Here is a 13,081-nt window from a genome sequence, read left to right as displayed (position 1 = left end):
TAATACTCTAAAGCTAAAAGCGGATAGGCTAGATAATATAAAAGGCTCCATAAGCTCAAGCTCCGCCTTAAAGATAGAGGCTAAAAGCCTAAGCAACAAAGATAGAGCCGTAATAGGAGCGGCTAAGAGCGAAAGACTAAAGGAGTTAAGCTTAGATGAGAGCAAAGACTCTTTTAAAACGGGAGTAATTCCTCCCTCCAAAAATAAGCTTAGCATAATAAGCGCGGATCACATATCAAATATAGGCGGAGCGATACTTTCAAACGAAAGCTATTTGGATATAAAAGATAGCCTTTTAAACGATAACAGTTTGATGGTATTAAGGGCGCTGGATTCTGAAATTCCAAATTTTTATAACCTCGCGGGCTCCGCCTTTATAGTGCAAGAGGGCTTAAGCTTGCGCGGCAACAATCTACGCAACGAAAGCTCAAAGATCATCTCCCTAGGAGGCGTTCTTTTAGGCTACGACAGCATAGATAATTCTAAGGGCTCTATCCTAAGTGGAGGAAATTTAATCATAAACAAAGGCGCTCTTAATAACGAAGAGGGGCTTATAGGCTCCAAAGGGGATCTTGCCTTAAGCTTAGATAGTCTTAGCGCTTTAGGTAAGCTAAACTCGGACGGCAGTTTATATCTGGGCTTAAAGGAGGATTTGAGCTATAACGGAGGGATCTACGCAAGCGGCGATATATACTTGAACTTACAGGGAAGCTTCATCGCCTTGCAAAGGCTGATCTCCAATAAAGATCTGATCATAAACGCAAAGAGTATCAAAAACGAAAGTATCATAGCCGCACTTGGAAATTTGGCTTTAAAAGCAAAGGAGCAAATTTTAAATTTAGGCTCTTTAATCGCGCGCGGCGAGCTTATAACAAACTCTGAAAGCCTAATCAATAAAAAAGCCCTCGTTTATGCACAAGACGGCATAGCTTTAAACGCTAAAAATATCCTCAATCAAGACGCGTCCAATATACTTAGCGGAGGGGATATAGTTATAAATACGAGCTTTCTTAGCAACGAAGCGCTATCCAACATCATCTCTCAAAGAAATTTAAATATTTTTAATGAAAGAGGCGGGGAGGGCAAGGCAGACGAGATCATTAACGCCTCCTCTTTGATATATGCAAAAAACACTCTTAATATCGGCGCTAAAAAGCTAAACAACCGCTCGGTTAACGAGCCCGTAAAGAGAGTTCAAAGCACCGGCTATAATATAGATTTTACTTGCAATGGTGACGGTTGGGGTTGCAGCGGCGTAGCCATCCCTTTAAAGGTTAATGCGGCAGAAATAAAAGAGCGCATCCTTAAGCAAAATCCCAATATTAGTCAGGACGAGTTAAACGCTAAGATCATGGAGGAGCTTAGCGAGCAGGATATGAATCTATACGTATTAAGCTTATATAAAAACACCAGGCTTCCGGGGGAGGATACTAGGCTATATGATGCTATAACGCTAAGCTTAAAAGACAATCTCTTTGGCATAAGAAGAAGCAAGCCTCATAAGAAGGAGAGATTAAGGCAGATAAGCTACAGCATCAATAAAGAGTATATAACTGAAGATAGCCTAAGTAAATTTATGGGCTCAAACATAATCTCCGCAGAGGATAGCAATCTTAACGTAGATGAGCTAAATAACAATAAGAGCGTAATTTATGCCTATAACGATCTATCTTTAAACGTAAAGAGCCTAAACAACCGCTCTTTAAGTCTAAATCATAGCATGATAAGTCAGGCGGAATATAGATGGAGAGGCAAAAAGCGCAAAATGCACGGTGGCTATAGCGACCAAAAGAATATCTACTACTCCCAGCCTGCTATTATCTCCATAATAGGAGCTAAAAAAGATATAAAAGGCTATGCGGGGGATATTTCAAATTTAAACTCGGACGGGCAGATAAACTCTAGTAACGCTCCTACTCTTATAAAGGAAGCTTTTTCTAAAATAGATTACTCTCTAATAGGCAAGGGGCTTAATAATCCTAACGCTTTAAATCTAAATAAAAACGATCTTGCGCCTAGCCTTAATAACGAAGCGGATATGCAAGATATCATTAGGCCTAGCTATATAAACAATCTCTTTTCGCCTATAAGCAGTAAATTTTATAATACCTTCTACGTTTATAGCGAGCTGATACCGGATTTTTCATATATGCACAATAAGCTAAGTTTGCTTTATGATAAAAAAAGGACATCCTTGAACTCTTCAGAGGAGGAAGATGACGGTACCTTACTTAGCTCCGCACCCTCTTTGATATACGCGGGAGGCAATATAAATTTAAGCGTAAACGGCGATCTTAGAAACGAAGGGATAATCTACGCGGGATCAAATATGAACCTAAAAGCTGGCAGCGTATCAAATTTAAACTCCGCCTCCATCATCGCGGGAAACGCTCTAAGCATATCGGCTAATAAGGATATAATAAACGCCTCCTCTTTGATACAAGGACGTAGCGTAAGCTTAAATGCGGGCAGAGATATAGTACATAAAACCCTAAGTAAAGAGATAAGCTTAAATAGAGCCTACGGCGATCAAAGCAGCACCTATATAGGCACTATCTCAAATATAAAATCTACCGAGGGCAGCGTAGCATTAAATGCGGCTCGCGATATAACCGTAAGCGGAGCGAGCATAGACTCTGCTTCAAATTTGATCCTAAACGCCGCAAAGGACGTAAACATAAATAGCGCGGAGGAGAAGCTAAGCTATAATTTTAAAAGCAAGGGCGGATACTATAAAGAGGATATCGTTAAGAATACAAGCTCCAAACTTAACGCCAAAGATAATATCTTAATAAAAGCGGATGGTATCAACATAAGCGGAGCGGATATTAATGCGCGCAGCGGTGATGCTTTGCTGCAGGCAAAGAACTCCATAAATCTAAGCGGAGATATCGATAGCAACTACTACGAGAGCGAATTTAAAGAAAAGGGCTTTGCGTCCAAAAAAAGCACTACTACTAAAGCTTTAAATCAAAGCGTAGTACCTACTAGCATAAGGGCTAAAAATATAATGCTTAGCTCGCAAGAAGCGGATATCAATATAGCAGGCTCTACGTTAAAAGCTAAAGAAGCCATAGATATGCAGGCGGGAAACAATATAAATATAGTATCTGCGCCATATAGCTCTTATTACGAGAAAAAAAGCCATAAAAATTCTTTCGGAGCTCTAGCTTCGCTAAAGAAAAGTCATATCGAGACCTCAAATAACGAAGCAAGCTCAACCATCTTTTCAAAGCATATAAATTTGACGGCAGGCTCTATCGATCTTTTAGCATCAAATATTACTGCAGATAGAGTAAATTTAAATACAAGTGAGTTAAATTTAATCTCGTCTAAAAGAAGTGATACAAAAATATCTGCTTCAAATCGCAAAGGCGTACTTACTGCTACTATGAAAGATAAAGGAGCCATAAAAGAAACCGAAATTCCAAGCTTTATAGCCGTAAAAGAGAGTCTAAAGCTAAACGATAAAGATATTACCGATAAGCTTACGTCGCATAAGCAAGAAAGTGCTTCTGCCTTAAATCAAGATCTCATGAGCAGTAGTGATCTTTTGCAGACAGATAATAAGGAGCACCGCAATACATATAACCAAATATCACCATCTGCTAAAGATCCCGCTCAAACTACTAAGGAGCTTAGCTCAAATTCTCCCACTCCTATAGATGAAAAGAATATAAACCAAACCAAGGCTATTTTAAATTCTAAGGAGTGGAGTGATAAGACAAGAAGCCTTAGCGGCGTAGGCTCTTTAATAGTAACTGCCGTAGTAACATATCTTACCGCAGGAGTAGGATCTGGCATAGCAGGAGCTCTTACTACTACTGCAGCGACTTCGGCTACAGTAGATGCTACGGTTTGCGCTAGCATAGCCAACCTTACCGTTCAGACAGCCAATATGGCTATATCCGATGGCAAGGTTAAATTTAGCCCTAGCTCTCTTGCCAAATCTGCTCTTACGTCTGCTGCAGGAGCTTATGCCGGAAAATATATATCTGGCTCAAGCGCTTTGAAGCAGAATCTTATAAAGACCGATTATTTTAATGTTTCGTATGCCGATATAGCGCTTTCTGCTTCAAATGCAGCCATTACAAGCGGAGTATATGGCACTAACTTTAAAGATGTCTTTATCTCAGCTTTAGCATATAAAGCAAGCGATGGCTTGTTTAAACAAGTAGGAGACGCGGCGCAATCATTTAATATGAGCGACGGTTCCATATCTAAAATAGCTATGCACTCCTTAGCAGGAGGTATAGTTTCTAGCATAGGTGGAGGAAGCTTTAAAGATGGAGCTATAAGCGCGGGCTTTAGAGAGATGCTAAGCCCGTTAAGCAAAAATTTCTCAGAAAAAGATCAAATTCTATCCTCGCAGCTAAGCGGAATTTTAGCAGGAGGTATAAGCGGAGGCGATAAAGGAGCAAATACCGGCTACAACATAGCAACCAGCGCAGAGATTAATAATAGGCAGTTACACCAGGAAGAGGTGGAGTGGCTAAACGATAAGCAAAAAATAGCTAAATTTAAAGACTATATTCAAAAAGCTACCTCTAAGAGATATACGGACGATGAAGCAAAAAAGATACTCGCTAAAGGAGGAATATCTTTAAGCGATGAATCTTTTAACGAAGCCTACAAAGAAAGCTTAAGTGATGATGAGCTAGCGGACATAGGCTTAGCTAAGGAGTATATTAAGCAAAGCGACTTCTATAATAAAGACCTGGACGGAACAAATGCCTTTAATCCTACTGCTTCTCAGTATAAAGAGAGGTATATGTATCTAAATGGCTTCATTAATAATCAAAATTTCTACATTGATAATCTAAAAGTAGATAAGCCTTTTCTAGATGATATAGCTGGTTTCGGGAAAGGCTTTATTTCTGGAGGATGGAATTTTATTTCTAATTCGGTTGAAGGAGCATATGATACTGCTAAAGGAGCATATAATAAGATAGCTACAGAAGGTATATACAATTTAGCCGTTGAAGGAAAGCGCAAACTAGCTAGTATTGATCCAATAGAAGTGGCAAAAGGTGCAGTAAACTATATGTCGGATACCTTTGACTCGGCGCAAATCGGCTTTTATAAGGGCAATTTAGACATGGTGCTGGCAGACTATGAAGCCGTAACCAAAAGGGATACCGAGGCCGCAGCTTCACTACTCCCTGTCTCTAAAGGTGCAAAGGCGGCAGAGGGCTTAAAAAATATCGAGAAGGTGATTCCTGACGGTAAGACTATGGGAAATGCCAAGTTGGCAAAAGTCCAGGCTGGAGATATTGGTGGAGCCGCAATAAAAGGGACACCTGAAAACAAGATTACTAAGCCTGCGTCTACAGAACATTTGAAACAGGTAGATGTAGATGATAAGAAGGTAAATTCTAATATAAGCAGCCAAGCAACCTCAAGCGTAACTAACAACATAGAAGCTAATAATTTTGCAAAAAAATCAAAAAAGGCACTGGAGCTCAAAGATAGCACAAAGCAGGCAGCGAAAACCGATAAGGTTGCAATGTCGGAGGCGGATAAGGTATCTATAAATATAAAAGTTAATGATTATAAGACAGAATTGAACGAATCGCAGATATCCAACATCAAGAGGGCTATTAAAAAAATACCATCTAATTCAAAGAATAATATAGAAATTTATAAAGATGCAAATGGTAATATAATATTCAAAGCAATCTCTCCCGGTAAAGTTCCGGGGTCAAGAGCCGAATATATAAAGACGATAGATAAAAATGGAAACACTATAGGTTTTCATAAAATAAGTTATGACCCAAAAGGAGATATAATACATGATAAAGATAAATTTAACACTGTCAAATAAAATAGATATTTTATTAAATTTGATAAATTTTGCTAAAGATATAAGCGCGATAAAAAGCGACTTGGCAAAGATAGGCTTTAATAGCGAATCAGAGCTTGTAACAATAACAAAAAATACCATCGCAAATATCTTAAATAGGGTCATCGATAAAGAAATTTCATATGATCTCCTTGAGGAATGGGCAAATTTAATAGAGTGTCGCGAGGATATAGGATATGAGGATGAAATTTTGCAAGAGATCATATTCGAACTGGCAAACCCTTGTCTTTATGGAGAGATAGACGAAGAGAAGATTTGTATGATTTTAGATGAAATTAAATGTAAACGGAGCGATTCAAATGATATTAGAGAAAAATATTGATATTGTGGGCGAGAGGGCTGTTTTGCTAATGGCACTAGGCTCATTATGGGCATTGGAGCACAAAGCGATCACCATAGATGAAAGCCAAAGAATTTTATTTTCACCCTATATCTCAACGCACTTGGAAAAAAATAAGGTCGATGAACGCATTATAGATATAATAATCGAGTGCTGCGAATTGGAGGATATTTTTGAACTAATTCCTACAAAATATATGGAAACTTTGCAAATATTGCAGAATAGAATAATAGAAATTTTAAAGCAATACGATGAAGAATCTAGAAAAAGATGGATAATTATAGATGAAAGATAACTTTCGCAGCCCTGCCTTTTGCGAACAGTTAAATAAAATTTTAAATATTATGCTAAAGCATGAGCTGCCTTACAAGGATAAACTTATTAAGCAGCTTAATAATTTAAGAATTAAAAAGATCGAGGAAGATGTGGGTCTTAAGGTCTTTGTCTTTGAGGTAGTAGATCAAAATTTACTAGATTATGAGGACATACCCTCTCCAGCAATAGATATGTTGGTGCGTAGCGATCCGTACTATATAACAGAATTCCTGCTTCACTGGACTGAACATACAAAAGAGTTGGAGATTTGTAATCTTGCAAGCGAAGCATATTTAGAACTAGAAAATTTTGAGGATATTGAATTCTTGGATTAGTAAATTTTTAAATATTACTAGAAACGGCACCAAAACTGTCAAACATAGATTTTTTAACCCAAAAATAAAGTGAAAGGAGAGATTATGTTTATAGACGAAGATTATGTCAATATCGTGCCGCAGGATCTGCTGGAGCGCGGTATTCGCTTAAGAGAGGAACTCGGTTTTTATGAAATCGCTTGGAAATTCGACGATGTAATGGAGGTGCTTAAAATCACAAAAAGTAAAGATATGGTTATCCTCGGAGGAGATGTATATCGCTTAAGCGGTAATAAGCCCATAATCACAGGCGATGGCTGGTACACGAACAAGGGAGATGACGATGCATTCGAAGTAGCGATCCGATATATCACCAATTATCGCGCGAGAAATGGAGATGATTTTGCATACTGCCCAGTCATTAGCCCTGGGCAGGTGTCCAAATGAAAATTTTGGCTTTCAATATAGAAAAGGAGAGATTATGTTTATAAATAAAGATGAAGATGCGAGGTTATTTATAGATGAAGATTACGTAAATATCGTGCCGCAGGATCTGCTAGAGCGCGGTATACGCCTAAGAGAGGAGCTCGGATTTTATGATATTGCTTGGAGATTCGACGATGTAATGGAAGTGCTTAAAATCGCAAAAAGCAAAGATATGGTTATCCTCGGAGGAGACGTATATCGCCTAAGCGGTAATAAGCCCATAATCACATACGACGGCTGGTGGAATACCAAAGCAAGAGATGACGATGCATTCGAACTAGCGATCCGATATATCACTAATTATCGCGCTAAAAACGGAGATGATTTCGCATACTGGCCGGCTATCGGTCCATATACCATCCTACAGGAGCCAAATGAACAAACAGAAAAATGATCAATTTTTTATAAACAAGAGTTTACCGCCTAACGTAGAAAGATGGCTTAACATAATGCTTCGATATAAATTTAAAGGCAGAGATGAATTAATATCTCATCTCAAACTTATAAAGATCGATAGCGTGATAAAGGAAGTAGGTTATATGCTAATAAAATTCAAAGAGCCTAAAGGTACGGAAAAGCTATCGTTAGAAAATTTCCCGATGAGCACTATAGTAATAGATATGATGGTGTTCACAAAAGGAGAATATGAAACCAACTTCTTACTCTACAATAACGATTATGTAAGTAGGCTAGAGATTTATAATGTTGCAAGCGAAGCATATCTTGAATTAGAAAATTTTGAGAATATTCAATTTTATAATTTTGATGAAAATAAATATGAATAAGTGCTTGAAATTAATAGTAGCCCTATTTTGTGTCAATATAATGGCTGCGAGCTTGAAAGCAAATAACATAGTAAGCTATTCAAATTCTAAGCTTTCAAGCATAAACGCTAACTACTCCAGATCCAAATCAAGCACTATGGTAAAACAGACCGTGCTATCTAGTATAACCGCTAAAGAGCTAGACATAGAGGTAGGATCTAACACAGATCTAAAAGGCTCACTAATAGCCGCAGGCTACTATGATGAGAATGGAAATTTCATAGATAACGGCAAGCTTAGATTAAAAACAGACAGCCTAACATTCTCAAATTTAAGCAACACTAGATACGACAAATCAAATTCTTTAAGCATAGGGGCAAATTATGCTTTTAAAGATCCGCAACAGGGAGAAGGAAACAAGCATAGCGACAGCCAAGCTAGTGATAGCAAGAACGCTGAAAGTAAAGATAGCACCGCCAGATCAAACGCTTATAGCTCAAATCAAATGAGCGGTATGCAAACAAGCAGTACAGATATGAGTGCAAGAAAGAATAGCAAGAGCGCTCAATCTAAAGAGAGCAATACCGACCCTAAATCTAAAATTTCATCGATTAACTACGCTAATAATAGAAACCTATCCTACTCTATGAGTAAGAGCTTAGCTACTATAGGAAAAGGAGAGCTTATAGTAGGAGATAAAGATATAAGCTCTTTAAGTAAAGATGAGCTTGCTTCTTTACAATCTGATCCTAACAATAAGGCTCTATATAACTCAGACGATCTTGCGAGATTAAACAGAGATAGCTCTAAGCTAAGCAAAGAGCTATACTCCACCAAGCTAAACTCTAACGTTGATGCAAGCGTGGATATGAGGTTGTTTAGCGAAGGGGGAAAAAATGAGATAAAGGATGAGCTTAATAGGGGTAGCGCGATAGAAAAATCCTTAGAGATGCTTATAAAAACCGGGGATTTTTCTTTCAATGAAAACGTAGCGGAATATGCAAACGCTTATGAGTTAAGTAAGGCTTATGGTAAAGATTTAAGCTCGGTACTAATGGATGAAAAAGTAGGCATCAACACTAAAGAGCAGGTAATAAAATCTCTAGTAGATGCTTATGCAAAAGCCAATAGTTTAAATTTAGAAGGTATTAAAGTAAAACTAATATCCGATGCCAATGCGAAAGGTAAAAATGGCAATCCTTTCAAGGGGAATTTCGACTCTTTAAGCAAAACTATCACTCTGAATTTAGCCAATACGTCGGATATAAAAACATTTGCTCAAACCCTAGGACATGAACTAAGCCATGCTATAGACTACAAAAAAGGACGCTTTATCCCTGGCGGCGAGGCTATGAATAGATATGCCGATATAAAGGGCGATCACTTTGCGGACTATCTCGAAAGAGGCTTGGATATAACGGGCTCAAAGATAAATTTAGGGGATAAACTGCCTAGCTACGATAAATACGACAAGATCAATAAGGCTCTGCTAGAACATAATCTTAAGAATTTTAATAGTACGGATAAGAGATGGAGCGATAATGCGGATATAAATTTATTTAACAAAAATCTCGAACCATGGCGATATAGGGCTGGTGAATGGCATAGAAGCGGGATTTTAGATAGAGAAGATATAATTACTTTTTCGGCTCATGGTGTAATCGGTGCTGTATATGATGTGAGGAAAGATGAAAATTTTCCAGACGGAATGGCAAAAATACTATCGGCAGAAGACGTAGCAAATATGATAAGAAGCCATAGAAAATGGATTAGAGCCAATGGTAGAGATATAAAATATATAAGATTAGATGTTTGTTATTCTGGGTTGGGCGAAAAAGCAAATAATGAAAATTCTATAGCTCAACAGGTCGCGAATATATTAAAGGTTCCAGTTTATGGTACAACTGGGGAATATCTCTATAACGGGTATATCCCATTTATAAATATGCCTGACTTTGGAGCAAGCAGTAAAAGATATGATCCAAAATAGTAGGTCGATTATGTGTAAAATTTATAAAAAAATTTTAGTTGTTTTTATTATTCTATGTTCTATATTTTTAGTTTATAATATACGAAAAAGCCTTAATAATGATTGCTGTACTACTATGGAATATTTTAATAAATTCGCATATAACAATCCAAGTACAGAATGCAAGGCAATATTGCTTAGTAGAATTAAAGCTAAATTTGATTGGCAAATTTTCTATAGGCTTTATGGGAGCATTAAAAAGTATATCTTAGAGGAAAACTTGGCAATAGAAGATGATGTTGACGAAGAAATATTAAAATACATAATAGAGACTACAAAAAAAGATTATGAGATAATATACCGCAGTGATGAAAATGGAACTATTAAAAAGTATTTGCATATAAGAGGAAATTTATAGTTTAGGGTAAAAAAGGGGAATATTAAATGAAATTTATCATTATCTCTTTATGTGCTCTCTTATTGGCTGCCACCCCATTATCTGGTAGAGACGGTAAGCAGATAATGGGCTTTTACTCCTTGCAGACCAGGCGTAGCTATATCAATATAAAAAACAATGAAAGCACAAAGGATCTCGTCGCTACCTCTGCTACAGAAAGCCAAAGAGCTATGGATCATCAAAGAGGTATAGACTTCCTCCAAAACGAAGACGATCATTCAACCTATTCACAGAATTTTGGAAATGCAGTCGCTAGATACTACGGATATGCTCTTAGCTCATACGGCAGCGGCTATGGCTCTGCTAAGATAAATAATCCAAGCAGTATCAATCAAAACTACTACGCAAGCAACAATAAAGAATTCTCTAGGCTGGATAAACAGAAGGGGGCGAATAGGCAGTTGCTTGATGAAGAGGTACATAAAATATATGAACTATCTAAAATTTACTCGGAAAAAAAGAATATACCTCTAGAAAAGGGAACCGCTATAGTATCTAAAGCATTCTATGGTTTAGTAGACAAAGATGCAAACGATATGTATGAAACTAACTTGGACACGGAGGAAGCTTTTGAATATCTAGAGGCTCAAGACTTTTTAAAATCTAAAATAGGTTATTCAAGAATTATCCCTACTTATGATAATGAATTTAGTGGTATAGGTTGGGCGTTCAAAGAGCAATATGACGATAGGTATTCAAATTTGAAAGGATATTCTAGAAATAAGAAATTCTATGAAAAATACCTCAAAATAGATAATCCAGCAGATACTTTCTCGTTCTCGGGTTTAGCCGATAGTATTAAAAATTTCGCTGATGGTTTTACAAAGCCGTTTAAAGATTTAGCTAATGAAGCCACTAATAATACTTCAGAATTTTTAAAAGCTACCGCGATAGGAATTTTAAATCCTTTTAAATCAGGATCTAATTTCGGAGAGAATTCACATAAAACATATGAAGAAGCAAATCTAGATGATTTTTTAGGTGATAAACAAGGTAGAGATCAAAAACGTGGAGAAATAGCAGGAAGTATTGCGCCGATCATAGCCGGCGGAACAATCGGAAGTATTCTAAAAAAAGGTAAAAATATCCATAAGGCAGGAGATGTCGGTACCGCCGAAGGCGCAGGGGCTACAAAACTTTCAACGGCTGTCGGTGAAACTGCAGGTGCGGGAACGGCAAAAGCTCCGACGGCTATTAGCGAAGCTATTTTAAGTAATAATATAAAAATTACTCAAGACGAAATGATTCATGTGTTAGATGCTGCAAATCAACTTGATAGAAATAAGTTAACTAAGGCTGGTAGAGCAATACAAAAACACGGCGATAGGCCAGGGGATATAATTGAAAAAGTCAAAGGGAATGCCGCAGTAAAGAATTCTGAAGGCATAAAATTAGTTAAAAAAATTTTAACGGACTCTAATTTAGAAGTTAAATCATATTATAGCTCTAAATATAAAGCAAATATCAAAGATTACAGGAGCAAAAATGGCGGAATAAGGATGAATATTGATAGTGGTGAATTTATGGGGTTTTTAAAGCCACAATCAAATAATTTTTAGGATTTTAATATGATAAAAAATGAATTTGAATTTTTAATTGCCTCCGTGCCGGATAGAGAAAAAGTAGTAGCCGAGATTTGGCATATGGACAGAGAGGCTTTAATAGAGATCAACCATGAAACGAATAAGCTTTTGGTTGCTGCTACCGAGACTCGGCATAATATCAATTTTTACGAGCTTATATGGGCGCTATATGCTGGGGGATTATGGCTAAAAGATGGAAATCAAACACCGAATTTTACGGAGCAATTTGAGAAATTTTCAAAAAGAAACGGAAGATGTTCGAAAAATATCTTTAAATTTACAAGATATGAGAATAAAGTGAGTATAGAACATAAAGGCAATCTAATAGCGCATGTCATAAAAGATGGCGACGCCCTATCGGTAGGTTTGTTAAATTTTGGATTTGAATTAAAAGACTGCGTAGAGCTCGAAAATTTCGTATGGGCTTTGCAAAATTCCAAAAAGTTGCTAGATAGCGCGGTCGGCTGAGTATCGCGGCGAAAACATATATAAAGGATGATAAAATGACCGATTATTTCGCAAGAAAAGAAAGCGCGATAAAATTAAATAAGCTTTTGGGGTTAGATTCGGCGGGAGATGAGCAAGATTGGGAGCTAGAATTAGCAGATATCGGCAAAATTACGTCAATGTTAAATTTGCTAGAAGACAAGACATTAAATTTCCACGACAAGATTGCTCTGTCGCATTTAATTGTCGCTTCGTTTGAGAAAGAGGATGAAGAGCTAGGCGCGGTAGATAAGGATAGGATTAAAATATTTGCCGACTTTCTGGATGATAACTTGCAAATCAAAAATATCATAAGAGAGTACTGGGTAGTTGCGTATGGGAATTTGAGTAAAAATTTAGCCTATTTGATATTTGGGGATAGATAAAATTTTGAGCCTATCCATAAAGTATAAATTTTTGAAATTCTAAGCAACAAACGATTAGTACATACCAGCAGGTGCTAACGCAAAGTTTCAGACGCGGCTAGTTTATAAATAATTCCAA

At 37.2% G+C, this 13,081-nt stretch carries 12 protein-coding genes; all 12 read left to right on the top strand.

Annotation, left to right across the window (positions count from 1 at the left end; translation table 11 throughout):
• Nucleotides 1-5,824: hemagglutinin repeat-containing protein (locus Q0238_RS00245; protein WP_297941708.1), on the top strand; the 5,824-nt coding region annotated here is incomplete at its 5' end.
• Between the two features lie 19 nt (nt 5,825-5,843).
• On the top strand, nt 5,844-6,185 hold the full coding sequence (locus Q0238_RS00240; protein WP_297941706.1) for a hypothetical protein: 342 nt from the start codon (nt 5,844-5,846) through the stop codon (nt 6,183-6,185).
• Nucleotides 6,163-6,498, top strand: a complete 336-nt coding sequence (locus Q0238_RS00235) for a DUF3969 family protein (protein ID WP_297941703.1) — start codon at nt 6,163-6,165, stop codon at nt 6,496-6,498. Before Q0238_RS00240 ends, Q0238_RS00235 begins: the two co-directional genes overlap by 23 nt.
• A complete protein-coding gene (locus Q0238_RS00230) occupies nt 6,488-6,853 on the top strand; it encodes a hypothetical protein (protein ID WP_297941701.1) in 366 nt (121 codons plus the stop codon). The genes Q0238_RS00235 and Q0238_RS00230 overlap by 11 nt, the downstream gene beginning before the upstream one ends.
• A gap of 84 nt (nt 6,854-6,937) precedes the next feature.
• Complete coding sequence (gene imm40 / locus Q0238_RS00225; protein WP_297941699.1) at nt 6,938-7,279, top strand: Imm40 family immunity protein; 342 nt, start codon at nt 6,938-6,940, stop codon at nt 7,277-7,279.
• Between the two features lie 34 nt (nt 7,280-7,313).
• A complete protein-coding gene (imm40, locus tag Q0238_RS00220; protein ID WP_297941697.1) occupies nt 7,314-7,712 on the top strand; it encodes an Imm40 family immunity protein in 399 nt (132 codons plus the stop codon).
• Complete coding sequence (locus Q0238_RS00215; RefSeq protein ID WP_297941695.1) at nt 7,693-8,103, top strand: hypothetical protein; 411 nt, start codon at nt 7,693-7,695, stop codon at nt 8,101-8,103. The genes imm40 (Q0238_RS00220) and Q0238_RS00215 overlap by 20 nt, the downstream gene beginning before the upstream one ends.
• Before the next feature lie 136 nt (nt 8,104-8,239).
• The gene (locus Q0238_RS00210; RefSeq protein ID WP_297941693.1) at nt 8,240-10,072 is read left to right on the top strand and encodes a hypothetical protein; all 1,833 of its coding nucleotides are present in this window, start codon (nt 8,240-8,242) and stop codon (nt 10,070-10,072) included.
• A 115-nt stretch (nt 10,073-10,187) separates the two neighbouring features.
• The gene (locus Q0238_RS00205) at nt 10,188-10,469 is read left to right on the top strand and encodes a hypothetical protein (protein ID WP_297941691.1); all 282 of its coding nucleotides are present in this window, start codon (nt 10,188-10,190) and stop codon (nt 10,467-10,469) included.
• A 26-nt stretch (nt 10,470-10,495) separates the two neighbouring features.
• Entirely contained in the window at nt 10,496-12,067 is a 1,572-nt protein-coding gene (locus Q0238_RS00200; RefSeq protein ID WP_297941689.1) for a hypothetical protein, read from the top strand.
• Between the two features lie 9 nt (nt 12,068-12,076).
• Nucleotides 12,077-12,559: a hypothetical protein gene (locus Q0238_RS00195; protein ID WP_297941687.1), complete on the top strand. Its 483-nt coding sequence runs from the start codon at nt 12,077-12,079 to the stop codon at nt 12,557-12,559.
• A 35-nt stretch (nt 12,560-12,594) separates the two neighbouring features.
• Complete coding sequence (locus tag Q0238_RS00190; RefSeq protein ID WP_297941684.1) at nt 12,595-12,963, top strand: hypothetical protein; 369 nt, start codon at nt 12,595-12,597, stop codon at nt 12,961-12,963.
• Nucleotides 12,964-13,081: the final 118 nt, after the last annotated feature.

It is taken from the genome of uncultured Campylobacter sp. (assembly GCF_938045775.1).
GTDB lineage: Bacteria > Campylobacterota > Campylobacteria > Campylobacterales > Campylobacteraceae > Campylobacter_B.
Note: the sequence above shows the minus strand (reverse complement) of the source record. Positions and strands in the feature narration are given on the sequence as shown.